Origin of the sequence: Winogradskyella pulchriflava (genome assembly GCF_042434315.1) — a bacterium.
In the GTDB taxonomy this organism is placed as follows: Bacteria; Bacteroidota; Bacteroidia; order Flavobacteriales; family Flavobacteriaceae; genus Winogradskyella; species Winogradskyella pulchriflava.
In genome coordinates this window covers 964,013-980,464 of sequence record NZ_JBHLTQ010000001.1, presented here as the reverse complement: position 1 = coordinate 980,464, position 16,452 = coordinate 964,013, and the positions used below count along the sequence as shown (strand labels likewise).

The following is a 16,452-nucleotide window of genomic DNA, read 5'->3' as shown; positions in this document are numbered from 1 at the left end:
AAAATTAGCATGTTTAAACTTTTAACCACAGGATTTTGGGAAGCCATTGCGAGAATTATTCTTCGTAATAAAATCTTTATTCTTATTACTGTTATCGCGGCAACTGTATTTTTTAGCATGCAATGGAAACATATGCGCTTTACTTATACAGAAGCTAATATGCTACCCGATGACCACGAGGTTAATTTAATTTATAACGATTTTCTAAAAATCTTTGGAGAAGAAGGCAACCTTATTGTACTTGGCGTTAAAGACTCGAGTTTGTTTTCAGTAAAACAACTCAATGCATGGAACAAACTTGCCGAATCCTTTAAACCTTATGACGAAGTTGAAACGGTACTTTCCATAAAAGATCTTCAAAAATTAGTAAAAAACACCAATAAAGAACAGTTTGATTTAGAGCCATTTATAAAAGATTCTATATCTAGTATTGAGCAGATAAACACGCTTCAAAACGACTTATTTAAGAAATACCCCTTTTACGATAACTTCCTGTTTAATGCAGAAACTAAAACAATTCGTACGGCTATTTACTTAAAGAAAGATATTGTAAACACTTCTGCACGTAAAGATTTTATAATTAAGGTGTTACAACCTAAAATTGATGCGTTTTATAACGACACAAAGTTAAATGTTCGTGTTTCTGGTATGCCATATATCAGAACGTTTAATGCCCAAAATATTGTTGATGAAATTCCTATTTTTATTGGCGCTGCGCTTTTAATTACCTCTCTAATTTTCTTTTTATTCTTTAGGTCGTTTAGAGCCACCTTTATTTCACTAATTGTGGTGTGCATTGGTGTAATGTGGACGTTTGGTATATTAGGCTTATTAGGCTACGAGATTACTGTGCTTACAGCTTTAATTCCACCTTTAATCATTGTAATTGGTATTCCTAATTGTATTTTTTTAATAAACAAATATCAGCATGAGGTAAGGTCTCATGGTAATAAAGTAAAATCATTACAAAGGGTTATCACCAAAGTAGGTAATGCTACGTTAATGACCAATGTAACAACGGCTTCTGGTTTTGCTACATTCATCTTAACAGAAAGTACATTACTAAAGGAATTTGGTATCGTAGCATCGTTAAGTATTTTGGCAATATTCATTTTGTGTTTACTCATCATTCCTATAATTTACACCTTTTTGCCTTATCCAAAGGATCGCCATTTAGAACATCTTAATAAACGATGGATTGGTGGCTTTGTTAATTGGATGGAGCGCATGGTAAAGCATAAAAAAATTACCATTTATGTTACAGCTTTTATTCTAATTATTGCGAGTATAATTGGAATGTACAAAATAGAAATATCTGGCAGCTTAATAGAAGACATGCCTAAAGACAAGCAGTTTTTTAAGGATATTCGATTTTTTGAAGATGAATTTAATGGTATTATGCCATTAGAAATTATGGTAGACACAAAGCGTAAAAAAGGAGTCATGAAATTGGCAACTTTAAAACGTATAAATGAGTTAGAGGAACTAATTGTTGAAACACCAGAACTATCAAAACCTATATCAGTTGTTAGCTTAGTTAAATATAGTAAACAAGCTTATTACAACGGAAATCCCAAATATTATCAGTTGCCAACAAGCCAAGAAAATAGCTTTATCCTATCCTATGCCAGAAACTCATCATCTGATGTAGATCTGCTTAGAAATTTTGTGGATAGCACAGGGCAATACGCACGTATCACAACTTTTATGAAGGATATTGGTACGGATAAAATGGAACGTATTCAAGAAAACCTTCAAAATAAAATTGATAAAGTTTTCCCTAAAGAACGTTACGAAGTCACTATGACTGGTAAGGCTTTAGTATTTCAAAAAGGCACAAAATATCTAGTTCGAAATTTAATCATTTCTTTAACGCTTGCCATTTTCCTTATTTCGTTGTTTATGGCTTATCTTTTTCGTTCTTTTAGAATGATAATTGTATCGCTTATCCCTAACCTGTTGCCTCTAATAGTCACAGCTGGTTTAATGGGTTATGTAGGTGTGCCTATTAAACCTTCAACTATATTGGTGTTTAGTATAGCTTTTGGTATTTCAGTCGATGATACCATTCATTTCTTGGCAAAATACAGGCAAGAGCTACAAGCAAATCACTGGAAAATTAGAAAATCCGTTTATGCTGCGCTTCGTGAAACCGGAGTAAGTATGTTTTATACTTCAATTGTTTTGTTTTTTGGATTCTCTGTATTCACCATATCGAGTTTTGGCGGTACGGTTGCCTTAGGAGCATTAGTATCAATAACTTTGTTATTTGCTATGCTTTCTAACTTACTATTATTACCATCATTGTTATTATCTTTAGAAAGAAACATCGCCAATAAAGAAGTATTGCGCAAACCAGCAATTGATATTATTCCTTCTGACGATGATGATGAAATGGACACTAAAAACGAACAAGAAAATTTATCTTAGCATTTTCAAAATAATTAAAAAATGACAACAAAAACTGTAGCAGAATTATTATCGCAAGATGTAACCTTACAAGATGTTACCGTAAAAGGATGGGTTAGAACTTTTAGAGCTAACCGTTTTATAGCTTTAAATGATGGTTCTACCATAAATAATATTCAATGCGTTGTAGATTTTGAAAATTTTGACGAAAACCTTTTAAAACGTATCACTACAGGTGCTGCAATACATATTACTGGCGAGCTTGTAGAAAGCCAAGGAAAAGGACAGTCTGTTGAAATACAGGTTAAAGAATTAGAGATTTTAGGAGATTCCGATCCTGAAACCTATCCTATTCAGCCCAAAAAACACTCTTTTGAATTTTTAAGAGAGAATGCACATCTGCGCACCAGAACTAGTACGTTTAGTGCTGTAATGCGTTTACGTTCATCATTATCATTTGCAATTCACAAGTACTTTAATGAGAATGGTTTCTATTACATGCACACACCAATAATTACTGGTAGTGATGCTGAAGGTGCTGGTGAAATGTTTAGAGTAACAAACTTAGACGCTAAAAACCCTCCATTAACAGAAGACGGAGACGTAAATTATAAAGAAGATTTCTTCGGAAAAGAAACCAACTTAACAGTTTCTGGTCAGTTAGAAGCTGAAACCTATGCCATGTCTCTTGGTAAGGTTTACACCTTTGGACCAACATTTAGAGCAGAAAACTCTAACACATCGCGTCACTTAGCTGAGTTCTGGATGATAGAACCTGAAGTGGCTTTTATGGATTTGGCAGGCAACATGGATTTAGCAGAAGATTTTATGAAATCTGTGTTAAGCTATGTTTTAGAAAATAACAAGGAAGACTTAGAATTTTTAGAAAAGAGATTATTAGACGAGGAAAAAACAAAACCTCAGGCTGAACGTAGTGAAATGAGCTTAATTGAAAAAATTAAATTCGTAGTTGATAACAACTTTAAACGTGTTAGCTATACCGAAGCCATTGATATTTTAAGAAACTCTAAGCCAAATAAGAAAAAGAAATTCAATTATATCATTGAAGAATGGGGAGCAGATTTACAATCTGAGCACGAACGTTTCTTAGTTGAAAAACACTTTAAATGTCCAGTAATATTATTTGATTATCCAGCAAACATCAAAGCGTTCTATATGCGTTTAAATGAGGATGGCAAAACCGTTAGAGCCATGGATATTCTTTTCCCTGGCATTGGTGAAATGGTTGGAGGCTCGCAACGTGAGGAGCGTCTGGACGTATTAAAAGAAAAGATGAAAGCCTTAGACATACCAGAAGAAGAATTATGGTGGTATTTAGATTTACGTAAATATGGTACTGCTGTGCATTCAGGTTTTGGTTTAGGTTTTGAGCGTTTGGTAATGTTTGCAACTGGTATGGGCAATATCAGAGATGTAATCCCTTATCCTCGTACACCTCAAAACGCAGAGTTTTAAAATCATACATTAAACCTGTCGGGTTTCAAAAACCTAACAGGTTTTTTTAGTACTTTTATATTTACAGATATATAATTATGGCCCTAAAACAGTATTTACAATTTAAACTATCACAGAAGCTATCACCTCAGCAGATTCAGTTGATGAAGTTGATTCAGTTACCTACACAGGCTTTTGAGCAACGTTTAAAACAAGAGTTGGAAGAAAATCCGGCTTTAGATACTGGTAAAGAATCGGAATCTACAGAAGATAGCTTTGACGAATTTGATAATTCTACGGAAGACTATAACGACAATGACACTATTGATGCTGAAGATATTAATGTTGATGAATATCTAAGTGATGACGAAATTCCTGAATACCGTACGCAAGCCAACAATTACAGTGCAGATGATGAAGAAAAAAATGTGCCTTATGCCGCAGGTACGTCGTTTACACAACATTTAATTAATCAATTAAATACATTTAGACTATCAGAAACTGAAGAAGAAATTGCTTATTTCTTAGTAGGTAGTGTAGATGAAAGCGGCTATATTCGTCGCTCATTATCTGATATTACAGATGATTTGGCATTTACTCAAAACGTATATACAACTGAGGAAGAAGTTGAAAAGGTATTACATATTGTACATCAGCTAGATCCTGCTGGTGTGGCTGCACGAAATCTACAAGAATGTTTAAGTATTCAGTTACATAGAAAAGAACAGCATCCAGATGTGGAATTAGCAACAGCCATTATAGATAAAGCTTTTGAGCAATTTACTAAAAAGCACTATAAAAAATTGATGCAAAAGTTCAACATCAATGAAGAACAACTCAAAGATGCTATTGAAGAAATTGAGCGTCTTAATCCTAAACCGGGAGGTTCTTATGCTGGCAACAACAAAATTGTAGAACATATAGTTCCTGATTTTGCTATTAGGATTGTTGATGGTGAATTAGAGTTAACACTTAATGGCAGAAATGCTCCAGAGCTTCATGTATCTAGGGAGTACAACAATATGCTTAAAGGCTACAAAGACGCCAAACAAAAATCTAAAGCTCAGAAAGATGCCGTAATGTTTATAAAGCAAAAGTTAGATGCGGCTAAGTGGTTTATAGAAGCTGTAAGACAGCGTCAGCAAACTTTATTTGTTACCATGAGTTCTATAATGGAATATCAAAAAGAATACTTTTTAACTGGTGATGAGCGTAAACTTCGTCCTATGATTTTAAAAGACATAGCTGATGAAATAGAAATGGATGTCTCTACCATCTCTCGTGTAGCAAATAGCAAGTATGTAGATACTCCTTATGGTACCAAATTGATTAAAGAATTCTTCTCTGAATCCATGACCAACGATCAAGGAGAGGAAGTTTCTACAAGAGAGATAAAGAAAATTTTAGAAACTGTAATAGAGGAAGAAAATAAAAAGAAACCGCTAACAGACGAAGCACTTGCTAAAATTTTAAAAGAAAAAGGGTATCCTATTGCCAGACGTACAGTAGCTAAATACAGAGAACAATTAGATATTCCTGTAGCTAGACTAAGAAAAGAACTATAAGAACAATACATTTGGATGAAAGATTTTATTCTAAAAAGTATCTCGTTTGTTTTTCATCCGCTGATTATGCCTTTGTTAGGTGTTGTATTTTATTTTCATAAAACACCGCGTTTTATTCCAGAGCCTATTCAACATGCAAAAATTTTTTCTATTGTAATCCTTACTATCATTCTACCTATTCTGCTCTTCTTTTTACTTAAAACCATTAATAAAGTGGAAACAATTTATTTAGAAAGTACAAAAGAGCGCTTAATCCCATTATTTATTAATTGTATAATCTTAGTTTTAATCCTCGTACGTGTACTAACACCAAACGAAATAGTAGAGCTGTATTTCTTCTTCTTAGGAATATTATGTTCTACACTAGCTTGTTTTATTCTAGCTATTTTTAAGGTAAAGGCAAGTATACATATGATTGCTGCTTCGGGTTTTTTTATGTTTGCCGTGGCAATTGGTATCCATTACCAAATAAACATTAACGGTACCATAGCTTTAATGATGATAGTTCTTGGTGCTATTGCTACATCGCGTTTGCACTTAAACGCACACACCAATCAGGAGTTGATTATAGGTGTTTTTATAGGATTATTTCCGCAGTTGATATTTTTGAACTATTGGTTATAAGATGTAAAACATCAAACCTAATTTAAACGACTTTGCATCAATAGATGTACCATCTAGTTTTGCATTGCTATCAAAAATTGAATTTAGGCCATAGTAAACATGAAAATTCCAAGTACCATATCCTACACTAAGCGTTAATCCGTATTGCAGCTTATTAAAATCATCTAGATTAGATAATTTTTCATCTCCAGCATCACTCTTAAATTTTGTAGAATTATAAAATAAATAACCCATTTTAAACCCTGGATATATACGCCAAAAGTTGTATTCTGTAGCTGTAGATGTACGCCATCTAAATTCTATTGGCACTTCAATTAAGTAAGTAGTAAATTTATTTTTAGAAACATTAATTTCACTTTCATCAATGACACTATAGGTTATGTCGTTGCCATCTTCCAAAATAGCTATATTTTGATTATAGGAGTTGGATGATAGCCCAACACCTAAACCAATAGCAACATTTCTACGCTCATTGATAGGCATATCTCTTATAAAGCCAAAATGAATTCCAGACGAAAACCCATTCTGATTTACATCCTTAGGCTTGTTGGCAAGTAAATTATAGGTTACCGATATATAAAATTGGTCTTCCCTGTAATTTTTATAAAGTTCTGATTTATCAGTGCTATCCTCGTTTTGTGAAACAGCAAAATAACCTACAAAAATCATTAAAAGTAATATGTAGTACTTCATAAGATAAATCTACAAAATCTTTGATTGAGTTTCTTATTATACAATAAAAAAACGTCCTAATTACTCAGGACGTTTCTTCTATAAAATTAAGAATTTTATTATTCTTCAGTTTTTACATTAGCAATATACATTACTTTAAGTGCATTAGCTTTACGTAGCTCCTGCTTAATGTCTGACACTAAACCAGCATGGGTTTCCTTATCAACTTTAAGACCTACAACTACTTTACTTTGTAATTCTTCATTCATATCTGCTATTGCCTGAAGTATTGAAGGTTTTACGTCTTCAACTCCAATTATTGCATCGTTAAACTGAATTCTAGGTTCAGTACCTAGGTGCTTATACTGACTGCTTGGCTTACCTGCATAGATAAAGGTTGTTCTGTCCTTTTTAAGCTTTTCTACCTGATCTGCGCTTGGTAATTTATTCTCAATCATTAAAGAACTATCACGCATAACGGTTGCTACCATGAAAAAGAAAAGCAACATAAATACAATATCAGGTAAGGATGCCGTTGAAATTGCCGGTAAATCTCCTTGTTTTCCTTTTTTAAACTTTGACATAATTGTTACTTTTAATTTTTATCTGGTTCTGCTTCAGACAATTTCATAGGGTAAAGCTTCTTAATCGTTTCAATACGTTCATTAAGAACCTCATCCTTGCTAAATTGGTTTTTCTCCTTCTCTTCTAACATGGCGGTAAACACTTTATCAGCATTTGGATAATACTTTTTGTATAATCTTGATGCCTCTCTTTCTCTTAAGAAATTATAAGCAGCAACTAATTCGTTCTGTACTTCTATGTATTTCTCATAAGAGGTTTCCCTATCATGTTTCATTGAGATAATAGCTTTGTCTGGATGATCTGAAGAATCCTCTAAACGTTTTCCTTTGCAATAGTCACAACTTTCACCTTCGGCATTTGTGCCTCCTCCATTATCAAGAAATTCTATTGCCGCTTGTCTTAAGTCTTTCATCTCCATAAGCTCTTCTTCTACGAGCAATTGGTTATCACGACTTACAAGTACAGTAAATAAATTTTTCTGTTTAATAATAGGTGGTTCTACCTCAGAGTCGTCAATAGGTGGCAAACTTCTTAATAATCCCTTGTCCTTTTCTATAGTTGTAGTAACTAGGAAGAAGATAAGTAGTAAGAAAGCAATGTCAGCCATTGAACCTGCATTTACTTCTGGTGCCGATCTTTTTGCCATACTATATTATTTACTGATTATTTTTTTAACTCCTGAGAAAACCATTGTAATTGCAGCTAGTGCTAGTAAAATATAGAAAGCTACTAAGCCTGCTCCAGACATTTGAATTTCATTACTTGTTGCTGCTTTATCTCCATACTTAAAAAGATACTTGCCATCATTCATTATAGGGTTTTCATTGTCTGACAATACATAAGCAATGACCAATACTGCCACAAATGCTCCAACTCCTATTAATGTGTTCTTAAGACCTGCTGAGTTTGTAAATAGATTCTTTAGAACAAAGACTATTACGAATACCAATACCAGACCAAGCATAATATATGCTGCCCATGCCATTGGCTCAACTATAGCAGTATCTCCTGCTTGAGCAGCTGCATCTATTGCGTCATCACCTTTGGATATAATTCTAACTAAAGAAACAATACCCAAGAGACTAATTAGAGCCGCTACTATTTTTAATACTTTATGTAACATAATTTATGTGGTCTTTTTATTTTTTGTGTCTTACTAATAAATCCATCAATGTAATTGATGCATCTTCCATATCATTTACAATACTATCAATCTTAGCGATGATGTAGTTGTAAAAAATTTGAAGTATAATAGCTACAATAAGACCAAATACTGTTGTTAAAAGTGCTACTTTAATACCACCGGCTACTAAAGACGGTTGCATATCACCAGCAGCTTCAATTTTATCAAAGGCTTGAATCATACCAATTACCGTACCCATGAAACCAAGCATTGGTGCTAAAGCGATGAATAAAGATATCCAAGATACATTCTTTTCTAATTGTCCCATTTGTACTCCACCGTAAGCCACAACAGCTTTTTCAGCAGCATCCAAATCTTCGTCTGCTCTATCTAAACCTTGATAGAATATAGAAGCAACAGGTCCTTTTGTATTTCTACAAACTTCCTTAGCAGCTTCAATACCACCAGAGTTTAATGCATCTTCTACATTTTGGGTTAATTTTTTAGTGTTTGTTGTAGAAAGGTTTAAAAAGATAATTCTCTCTATAGCGATAGCTAAACCAAGAATTAAACATAATAATACAATACCCATAAAGCCTGGGCCACCTTCAATAAAACGCTTTTTTAATTCTTGATGGAAACTCAAATCTTCAGAAGCTGGTTCTGCTTGAGTTACACTTGTTGTTACAGCTGTTGTAGTAGTAGCTAATGTCGTTGCATTAACGTTAACTGTTCCGATAGCCAATAAACATGTAATGGCGAGGATAGAAAATAATCTTTTCATTGTTCTGAATCTTAATTTTATTAGTTAAAGTGTTAAAGATAAAAAAAATAATGTAACAATTGCGTAAAATATCAGCAGAGAGGAAGGGATTCGAACCCTCGATACCCTTTTGGAGTATACACACTTTCCAGGCGTGCGCCTTCGACCACTCGGCCACCTCTCTGTAAATTTTATCAAAAATTACAGTATGCCAAATAACAAAAAAAACTTCAAACACTGAAATTTATGCCGTTAATTTTAAGACATTTCTCCTCTGAGGGAGGTTTCAAAAACAGATTTAAATGTACTTGGCTCTATATTTTCACCCAAAAGATACATGAGTTTTGTTATCGCTGCTTCTGTAGTTATATCCTTTCCTGAGATGACACCAATTGATTTTAATTGCGAACTTGTTTCGTACTGACCCATTGAAACACTACCACCTACACATTGGGTTACATTAATTATATATAACCCTTTTGCAATGGCATCTCTAATTAAATTAATAAACCAAGGTTCTGTAGTAGCATTACCAGATCCATAAGTTTCTAAAATCAGTCCTTTTATTAATCGACTTTTGAGCACAGCAGTGACAATAGGCTTAGAAATTCCTGGAAAGAGTTTTAATATTCCCACATTTGTATCCATAGCTGTACGAACAATCAAGTTTTGATTTGGTTTTGGTTGCCACAAATATTCAGTGTTTATTTTTATATGTACTCCAGATTCTGCTAAATGTGGATAATTAAGTGACTCAAAGGCTTCAAAATGCTCTGCGTTAATTTTTGCAGTTCGGTTACCTCTATATAATTTATATTCAAAATAAAGACATACTTCCTTTATTATAGGTTCTCCATTTGTGTGCATAGATGCCATTTGAATAGAAGTAATTAAATTCTCTTTAGCGTCTGTACGCAAATCACCTATTGGTAATTGAGATCCTGTAAATATTACTGGTTTAGAAAGGTTTTCTAGCATAAAGCTTAGAGCAGATGCAGAATAACTCATTGTGTCACTACCGTGCAACACTACAAAACCTTCAAAAGACTGATAGTTAGCCTCAATAATTTTGGCAATATCTGCCCAATATTGAGGATTCATATTAGATGAATCTATGGGCTCTTTAAAAGACACTGTTTCTATATTACAGTCTAAAAGACGTAGTTCTGGAATTTTTACTAAGAGACTATCAAAATCGAATGCTCTCAATGCTCCTGAATCAGCATCTTTTATCATTCCAATAGTGCCGCCTGTATATATTAAAAGAATATTAGGTTTTTGCATAGATTAAATTCCAAATACTTGTTTTGAGTTTTCAGTAGTAATTTTCGCCACCTCTTCTATACTCATTCCGTAAAGTTCGGATAATTTTTCCAATACCATATATATATAGGAGCTTTCATTTCGTTTTCCACGATATGGTTTTGGCGCTAAATATGGCGAATCGGTTTCTAACACAATATGCTTTAAATCTATTTGATTGATGAACTGATCTATCTTACCATTTTTAAAAGTTACAACCCCACCAATACCTAATTTCATATTGTATGATATTGCTTGTTCGGCTTGTGCTTTTGTACCAGTGAAACAATGAAAAATTCCAAATAAATCATCTGATTTTTCCTGCTCTAATACTTCGAAAATTTCATCGAATGCCTCCCTACAATGGATTACAATAGGAAGTTTATACTTTTTTGCCAAGTTAATTTGATGCTTAAAAGCTTCAATCTGAATACCCAAAGTTGTTTTATCCCAATATAGGTCTATACCAATTTCACCAACTGCATAAAACTTTTTCTTAGCGAGCATTTCTTCCATATGAGCTAATTCTTCCTTAAAGTTTTCTTTTACATGTGTTGGGTGTAATCCCATCATTAAGAATATGTTTTCAGGAAAATCTTTTTCGAGTTGAAGCATGGATTCGGTATAAGTTGAATCTATAGCAGGAATAAAAAACCGTTTGATATTAGCATCTATGGCACGTTTTATCATCTCAGTTCTATCCTCATCAAAGGCTTCACTATATAAATGGGTATGTGTATCTGTAATTATCATTGCTGCAAAAGTAAAAAAGCCATCATGGTTTTGACGACTTTTTTGAGCTTTTATTCTAACTTCCGTAAGAGTTTTTGTGCTGTACTATAATCTTCGGCTTCTTTGGGAATTGTCTTTAAAACAGTAATGCAATCTTCTTCTTTATTTTGCTTTAGTTTACTTAATGCTAAATACCATTTGGCTTTATTTTTATATGCTGAATTTGTTTTTGAAATTTTGTTTAAAATCATATCAGCTTCGGCAAAGCCATCCGTTTCTATCAAGGCAAGTGCTTTGTATAATTCCACTTCTAAGTTTGAAGGGTTTTCTTTTAATAATTCTTCAAACAGCAAAACTGCTTCATTGTAATTTTTTGAATTAAAGGCATTCTCTGCTTTTGTACTAAGTTCATTACCACCTCTTACAGTTAAACTTATTGCATCAAAATTGTTGTAATCTGAATAACTTGGACTTGTAAATTGGCTAAACAAAAAGAAACCCAATAAAATTACCACACTCGCGGCAATAGCTATGCGGTAAAATCTTTTTGGTTTTACGGTAGACTCGTTTCGTTGCATCAATGTTTCATTGCCAAAATGTTTATTTGAAATTTTCTTTAGATTCTCCTTAAAATCGGTTATTTTATCTTGAGACCCAATATGATGATCCAAATGGTTATACAGACCTTTGTATAATTTAAAAGCTTCATTAAAGTCAGGTTCTGTTTGTAGACGAGTTTCAAATTTAGATTGTTCTTCATCACTCAAGTTTCCTGATAAATAATCTTCAAACGCTATATAATCTTGTTCTTTCATCCCATTAATAATTAAGTTGGTTAAATTTAGGTGATGCTTGCACCAACTTGGTCAGTTGCCCAATACAAAGCGATTTTTTCTTTCTGGCATAGGCATAACTCACATTGAGGCTTGCCGCCACTTCTTCCATGGATTTTATCTTAAAGGTTGCTTTGAGCAAATCTTTACAGGCATCACCTAGCTTTTGAAACATTTCGTTGAATAATGCTTGTTTTTCTTCAAAAATCGAAGTTTCAAAAGAGAGTTGTTGCGCAGCATCATCCTTAGATAACACCTCCTCATTAATTGTTACCTCCTTTTTATTGTTTTTTTTGAGTTCGTTCAGCCATTTTCGTTTACACAACAGAAAAAAGTAGGCATCAAATGGACATGTCAATTGTAGGTCTTTTTGATGAGCCTGATTATATATGGTCACCAAAGTGTCTTGTACTATATCTTGAGCTTTAGCTGTATCTCCACTATTCTGTTTTATATAATTAACCACTTTGGGAACAAACTTATCATAAATGGTCTGTATTATAAAGCCATTGTTCTTAGCTAAACCATCTATATATTTTTGGTCTTCGTGAATTTTTTTATCGCTCATAAACCCTTTGTTTGCAACGAATTTAAAAAAACTTCACCACATAAGGGTAACAATTTTAAACATGAATTTATATAAGGGTGTAACAGTCAAAATTTTAATTGACGAACAAACAAAAAATTAAACCATTTTAAAAATTAGAAATCATGAGAAAATCAATTTTAATTATCGCAACAGTAGTATTAGGGTTAACAACTTTAAATGCTATAAATCTAAAAATGACTCTTAACAGTGAAATCTCTGTAGAAATCAATGAAGACAATATTGTAGAAGTTTACGATTGGAAAGTAACTACCAGAAATGGAGAAAGTTCAGGAACTGCACAAAGCCTTGAAGAAGCCAAAAGAATGATTAAACTATTTAGTAATGGAGAAATTGTTTTAGAACAGCAAATCACAAGCTTTAAAATGTTGGCATCAGAAGCTAGTAATAATAACAACAGACTTTATTATTGGAAAGTAGAAAGTAACTATGGAAATTCTGATGGATTTGCATCTTCAGAAGCTACTGCCAAAAAAATGATTGCACTCGTAGCTAAAGGTGATATTGTAAGCTATAAAGTAATTGCAAGTAAAAAACTTTAGAAAAAAATCTAAAAGCAGGGTAACATATCCGTTGCCCTGTTTATATAAAAATGTATAACCATAAAAAACCTATATTATGAAAACCACAAAAAACGCTCAAATCTATGTAAACACAACGAGCAACAAGCTAAACCGAATTTTCGGAACCTTATTAATGATCTTGCTATTGGCACAAAGCTGTAGCACATCGGATGACTCTGACAATGACTGTGATGGTCCTTGTAACCCACCTTTAGCACAAGAGTTTGCAAACCTTAGAAACACTGCTTTAGAAGCCCGTACACAAAACTTTAATTTTAATGCAGAAGATGGTAATGTAACTTTAACATCTGCAAATGGAGTACAGATTAATATTAACGGTAACTGTTTAACCCTTAACGGAAATCCGGTAACCGGAAATGTTGACGTAGAGTATGTAGAGCTTTTTGATAAAGGCAGTATGCTTGCCACTAACAAACCTACTATGGGTGAGTTACCTAACGGAGATAAAGCTTTATTGATTTCTGGTGGAGAATTTTTTATTGAAGCAACGCAAAACGGAAATGAACTCGAAACAAACTGCGGATTACAATTAATTATACCATCTGCCTTAACAGGTGGCACTGATGCCGCAATGACACTTTGGGAAGGTGTAATAAATGCTGAAGGAGATCTTACTTGGGACGAAGTAGATGACGCAACCGGACAAGGTGGTGTATTTGGTGAAGGAGATCAATATTACAGTTTACTCGAAGGGTTTGGCTGGTCTAATGTAGATCGTTTTTACAGTGATCCAAGACCAAAAACACAAATACAGGTACAACCACCTGTTGGCTATAACTATACCAATAGTGCTGTGTATTTATCGTATGATGGAGAGGATACAGGTTTAGCACAGTTAGATACTTATGATGGCACATTAAATCTGTTTAGTGAGCATTATGGACAAATTCCTATTGGATTAGAATGTCATGTCATTTTTGTTACTGAAGACGATGGTGTTTGGAGATATGCTATTAAGCCTGTAACCATTGTCGCAGATGATATTATAACGTTTAATTTAGGGGAAACTACCGTAGGTACTGAAGCTACATTAACCGCTTTGATAAATGGTTTACCATAAGCCAATGCCTACTTTAGTTTATAAAAGTCAGAAATTAATTTTTCTGACTTTTTGTGCTAAAATATATTTAGGAATATCCACAATATTATGCCCTTAAATTTTAATTGTTAAATTTATTCATGCTAAATCCATCATAATGAAATCTACAATCGCATTTTTCTTAATCCTTTGCTGTCCATTACTTGCCTTTACACAGCAAAATACAGAAATAGACACCTTAAGGCCCATTGCCAATATAGAGCATAAAGCTGTTGGTAACCAAATAGAATTTACTCCTAACGCGCCAGAGCTCAACCAAATTGCTGGTGCGCCAAAAGCGTTTTACAGCAATTTTTGGGAGTTTGGAGATGGTACATTTAGTAAAGAAAAAAATCCTATAAAATCTTATAAAAAGAATGGTGAGTACACCGTTAGGTTGTGGGCTACAAATAATTATGGCACAGGAAAACCACCTGTATCGCGACCAAAAAAGATTAACGTAACCAATGCAGACACTAATTACCAAGAGGAAGCATCCATGGACGGTGCTTTAAACCTTCAACGCAATAGGGAACCTGTACCGAATGATGATATTGTTGTAGTATTTAGCTATAAAAACAAAAAAAACTACACCACAAACGGAAAATTGTTTTTGTTTTATAATGAATCTAAGTATAATGCCGATAACTTTAACCTAGTAGATACAAGAACGTATCATAATGAAACTATTCTTAACACTGAAGATTTAGTATTTACTTCTAAGCTAGACAACCCTATTTATTATGCATCCGTTGACCATGACGTAAAGCCACTCAGGACTCAACTACAAGACACAACGGAACGCAAAAATCTTCCACTAACTTTAGATGAAGCTAAAATGGAATATAGAAATTCTAGTCAGTTACAATTTAGTAATATGGAACCCAACGAAGAACGACATGTATTCTATACGTTTAAAACCACCAGAGAAATGCTTAAGGATACTAGCGCAATTATTTCGGTAAGAGGCGTTTATGTTCCTGATGATGCATACGATAATCATAATGTTAAGGATATGGAAATGGAGATTGTAACATCTCACGATCCCAACAAAATGTCTTCTAATGCCACATTTATGAATTATAGATTGGTACGCTTTAAAAAGCCGAAATTTAAAATCCGTTTTCAAAACAATGGTGAAGGACCAGCAAGAACAATTCGATTAGAAACAGACATACCAGATATGTTCGATAAATCCTCAATTGAAGTATTAGACATGTATCCCAAGGTAAAAATTTGTCCAAAACGTGAAGTGGAATACAGTTGCTTAGATACTACCTATACCGATAAGCAGGCTATATTTACCTTCAAGAATATTTATTTGCCAGGTAGCGAGCAGAAAAATGTAAAGGAGTATGACAGCACTAAAGGTTTTGTGCAATACCGTATAAAGTTTGCTAAGGATTTTCACAAAAAGAAAACAAAATCGCGCACTGCTATTATTTTTGACAAGAACGAACCGATTATAACCAATTATTCTACAACGCGTTTTTTGCCTGGGATTTCTATAGGTGCAAAAGTGGGTTACAATTCGTTTTCTGATTTAAAAAATTCTGAGAGTTATTTTTTGGGAGCTACTATTTCTCCTTACAAATCGTACCGTTGGTATTGGCAAGTGGAATTATTAAACAGTCTACACTCATTTAATGGCAATACTTCGGTACAAGAAGAGTTAGTAGATAGTCAAGGCTTTGTGTTTTTTCAACGTACCACAACAGAAAACAGTTATAAAAATATTGATTGGGAAATACCAGTACTCTTAAGATACAACGTCAATAATTATATTGGTTTGGGTGCAGGAGTCATTGGCACTATTTCGGTAAGTGAAAAGCGAGATCAATCCGTTTTAATTGAGCAGTTTGAAGGGCAAAATCCTGATGCTCCAGTTTTTAATACTGAAGAAAGTAGTGCTGAAATTAAGGAGTCGTTTACAAACTTTAGGTCTGGTTTTCTGATTGAGGCTACAGCTGGCTTTGCTCGTATTGGACCAAGTCTTGGTGCACGTTATGTCTTTAACCTAAAAGAGGATTACAACTATCTACAACTATATGCTATTTGGAAATTTTAGTTGTTCATAATTCCCTATAAACGTTATGAGAATTTGCTACATATTATTTTTT

The 16,452-nt window shown here is 33.5% G+C and carries 16 protein-coding genes and 1 tRNA gene; 7 read left to right on the top strand and 10 right to left on the bottom strand.

The genetic code is table 11. The features are described from left to right. The first annotated feature begins 9 nt into the window (after positions 1–9). From ACFFGA_RS04325 to ACFFGA_RS04310, 4 genes are all read left to right on the top strand, one after another. The gene (locus tag ACFFGA_RS04325; protein ID WP_386060156.1) at positions 10–2,430 is read left to right on the top strand and encodes an efflux RND transporter permease subunit; all 2,421 of its coding nucleotides are present in this window, start codon (positions 10–12) and stop codon (positions 2,428–2,430) included. Positions 2,431–2,451: 21 nt separating this feature from the next. Then, positions 2,452–3,885, top strand: coding sequence for an asparagine--tRNA ligase (gene asnS, locus ACFFGA_RS04320; RefSeq protein WP_386060153.1), 1,434 nt, complete (start codon positions 2,452–2,454; stop codon positions 3,883–3,885). Between the two features lie 77 nt (positions 3,886–3,962). Continuing rightward, a complete protein-coding gene (rpoN, locus tag ACFFGA_RS04315; RefSeq protein ID WP_386060150.1) occupies positions 3,963–5,429 on the top strand; it encodes an RNA polymerase factor sigma-54 in 1,467 nt (488 codons plus the stop codon). A gap of 15 nt (positions 5,430–5,444) precedes the next feature. Then, positions 5,445–6,053 (top strand): hypothetical protein, encoded by a 609-nt coding sequence (locus ACFFGA_RS04310; protein ID WP_386060147.1) that lies wholly within the window; start codon positions 5,445–5,447, stop codon positions 6,051–6,053. Here ACFFGA_RS04310 and ACFFGA_RS04305 read toward each other — a convergent pair. The 10 genes from ACFFGA_RS04305 to ACFFGA_RS04260 all read right to left on the bottom strand — a co-directional run bounded on the left by ACFFGA_RS04305 (position 6,048) and on the right by ACFFGA_RS04260 (position 12,631). Then, complete coding sequence (locus ACFFGA_RS04305) at positions 6,048–6,746, bottom strand: porin family protein (RefSeq protein ID WP_386060144.1); 699 nt, start codon at positions 6,744–6,746, stop codon at positions 6,048–6,050. The genes ACFFGA_RS04310 and ACFFGA_RS04305 overlap by 6 nt on opposite strands. A 98-nt stretch (positions 6,747–6,844) precedes the next feature. Continuing rightward, entirely contained in the window at positions 6,845–7,309 is a 465-nt protein-coding gene (locus tag ACFFGA_RS04300; RefSeq protein WP_386060142.1) for an ExbD/TolR family protein, read from the bottom strand. A gap of 11 nt (positions 7,310–7,320) precedes the next feature. Beyond that, entirely contained in the window at positions 7,321–7,956 is a 636-nt protein-coding gene (locus tag ACFFGA_RS04295; protein WP_386060140.1) for an ExbD/TolR family protein, read from the bottom strand. 6 nt (positions 7,957–7,962) lie between these two features. After that, positions 7,963–8,433 (bottom strand): hypothetical protein, encoded by a 471-nt coding sequence (locus ACFFGA_RS04290; protein WP_386060137.1) that lies wholly within the window; start codon positions 8,431–8,433, stop codon positions 7,963–7,965. A 16-nt stretch (positions 8,434–8,449) separates the two neighbouring features. Further along, entirely contained in the window at positions 8,450–9,217 is a 768-nt protein-coding gene (locus tag ACFFGA_RS04285) for a MotA/TolQ/ExbB proton channel family protein (protein WP_386060134.1), read from the bottom strand. Between the two features lie 75 nt (positions 9,218–9,292). Then, positions 9,293–9,380: transfer RNA gene (locus ACFFGA_RS04280), tRNA-Ser, on the bottom strand. A 74-nt stretch (positions 9,381–9,454) separates the two neighbouring features. Beyond that, positions 9,455–10,480, bottom strand: a complete 1,026-nt coding sequence (locus tag ACFFGA_RS04275) for an asparaginase (protein ID WP_386060132.1) — start codon at positions 10,478–10,480, stop codon at positions 9,455–9,457. A 3-nt stretch (positions 10,481–10,483) separates the two neighbouring features. Beyond that, positions 10,484–11,251: a TatD family hydrolase gene (locus ACFFGA_RS04270; protein WP_386060129.1), complete on the bottom strand. Its 768-nt coding sequence runs from the start codon at positions 11,249–11,251 to the stop codon at positions 10,484–10,486. A 50-nt stretch (positions 11,252–11,301) separates the two neighbouring features. Next, positions 11,302–12,045: a tetratricopeptide repeat protein gene (locus tag ACFFGA_RS04265; RefSeq protein WP_386060126.1), complete on the bottom strand. Its 744-nt coding sequence runs from the start codon at positions 12,043–12,045 to the stop codon at positions 11,302–11,304. A gap of 4 nt (positions 12,046–12,049) precedes the next feature. Beyond that, entirely contained in the window at positions 12,050–12,631 is a 582-nt protein-coding gene (locus ACFFGA_RS04260) for an RNA polymerase sigma factor (RefSeq protein ID WP_386060124.1), read from the bottom strand. A gap of 143 nt (positions 12,632–12,774) precedes the next feature. Between ACFFGA_RS04260 and ACFFGA_RS04255 the strand changes: the two genes are divergently transcribed. From ACFFGA_RS04255 to ACFFGA_RS04245, 3 genes are all read left to right on the top strand, one after another. Next, complete coding sequence (locus ACFFGA_RS04255; protein WP_386060121.1) at positions 12,775–13,212, top strand: hypothetical protein; 438 nt, start codon at positions 12,775–12,777, stop codon at positions 13,210–13,212. A gap of 76 nt (positions 13,213–13,288) precedes the next feature. Further along, complete coding sequence (locus ACFFGA_RS04250) at positions 13,289–14,314, top strand: hypothetical protein (protein WP_386060118.1); 1,026 nt, start codon at positions 13,289–13,291, stop codon at positions 14,312–14,314. Positions 14,315–14,450: 136 nt separating this feature from the next. Further along, the gene (locus ACFFGA_RS04245) at positions 14,451–16,400 is read left to right on the top strand and encodes a DUF7849 domain-containing protein (RefSeq protein ID WP_386060115.1); all 1,950 of its coding nucleotides are present in this window, start codon (positions 14,451–14,453) and stop codon (positions 16,398–16,400) included. Positions 16,401–16,452: the final 52 nt, after the last annotated feature.

What these genes read in the sequence shown, in the direction of transcription:
- ACFFGA_RS04325 (WP_386060156.1), top strand. Translation starts at nt 10, where the DNA reads ATGTTTAAACTTTTAACCACAGGATTTTGGGAAGCCATTGCGAGAATT.
- asnS (WP_386060153.1), top strand. Translation starts at nt 2,452, where the DNA reads ATGACAACAAAAACTGTAGCAGAATTATTATCGCAAGATGTAACCTTA.
- rpoN (WP_386060150.1), top strand. Translation starts at nt 3,963, where the DNA reads ATGGCCCTAAAACAGTATTTACAATTTAAACTATCACAGAAGCTATCA.
- ACFFGA_RS04310 (WP_386060147.1), top strand. Translation starts at nt 5,445, where the DNA reads ATGAAAGATTTTATTCTAAAAAGTATCTCGTTTGTTTTTCATCCGCTG.
- ACFFGA_RS04305 (WP_386060144.1), bottom strand. Translation starts at nt 6,746, where the DNA reads ATGAAGTACTACATATTACTTTTAATGATTTTTGTAGGTTATTTTGCT.
- ACFFGA_RS04300 (WP_386060142.1), bottom strand. Translation starts at nt 7,309, where the DNA reads ATGTCAAAGTTTAAAAAAGGAAAACAAGGAGATTTACCGGCAATTTCA.
- ACFFGA_RS04295 (WP_386060140.1), bottom strand. Translation starts at nt 7,956, where the DNA reads ATGGCAAAAAGATCGGCACCAGAAGTAAATGCAGGTTCAATGGCTGAC.
- ACFFGA_RS04290 (WP_386060137.1), bottom strand. Translation starts at nt 8,433, where the DNA reads ATGTTACATAAAGTATTAAAAATAGTAGCGGCTCTAATTAGTCTCTTG.
- ACFFGA_RS04285 (WP_386060134.1), bottom strand. Translation starts at nt 9,217, where the DNA reads ATGAAAAGATTATTTTCTATCCTCGCCATTACATGTTTATTGGCTATC.
- ACFFGA_RS04275 (WP_386060132.1), bottom strand. Translation starts at nt 10,480, where the DNA reads ATGCAAAAACCTAATATTCTTTTAATATATACAGGCGGCACTATTGGA.
- ACFFGA_RS04270 (WP_386060129.1), bottom strand. Translation starts at nt 11,251, where the DNA reads ATGATAATTACAGATACACATACCCATTTATATAGTGAAGCCTTTGAT.
- ACFFGA_RS04265 (WP_386060126.1), bottom strand. Translation starts at nt 12,045, where the DNA reads ATGAAAGAACAAGATTATATAGCGTTTGAAGATTATTTATCAGGAAAC.
- ACFFGA_RS04260 (WP_386060124.1), bottom strand. Translation starts at nt 12,631, where the DNA reads ATGAGCGATAAAAAAATTCACGAAGACCAAAAATATATAGATGGTTTA.
- ACFFGA_RS04255 (WP_386060121.1), top strand. Translation starts at nt 12,775, where the DNA reads ATGAGAAAATCAATTTTAATTATCGCAACAGTAGTATTAGGGTTAACA.
- ACFFGA_RS04250 (WP_386060118.1), top strand. Translation starts at nt 13,289, where the DNA reads ATGAAAACCACAAAAAACGCTCAAATCTATGTAAACACAACGAGCAAC.
- ACFFGA_RS04245 (WP_386060115.1), top strand. Translation starts at nt 14,451, where the DNA reads ATGAAATCTACAATCGCATTTTTCTTAATCCTTTGCTGTCCATTACTT.